Raw genomic sequence first — 289 nt, 5'->3', positions numbered from 1 at the left:
GCAACGGTCCATCACGACAGTCTTGTTGTCGCCGATGAAACCATCGTTCTGGCTCGCAAGCCGGGGCGCAAATACCAAAAGCCCGTTCGTCGCGTCGAAATCTTCGATGAAGCCCTCGGGCGGGAACTGACGTTCATAACCAATGACTTTCGTCGATCCGCCGAAGACATCGCCGAGTTGTACAAACGGCGCTGGCAGATCGAACTGTTTTTCAAGTGGATCAAGCAGAACCTCAAAATCAAACGGTTCCTCGCCAAAAATCCAAAGGCCATCCGGCTGCAAATCATAA

General features: G+C 52.2%; 1 protein-coding gene. It reads left to right on the top strand.

What is annotated here, in order from left to right:
* Positions 1 to 42 precede the first annotated feature (42 nt).
* On the top strand, positions 43 to 289 hold a 247-nt coding region (locus tag ACXAH0_RS25250), incomplete at its 3' end, for a transposase (RefSeq protein WP_475196081.1).

The sequence above is a fragment of the Roseibium sp. AWQ4_290 genome (assembly GCF_056160985.1).
This window is presented reverse-complemented; position numbering and strand designations above follow the sequence as displayed.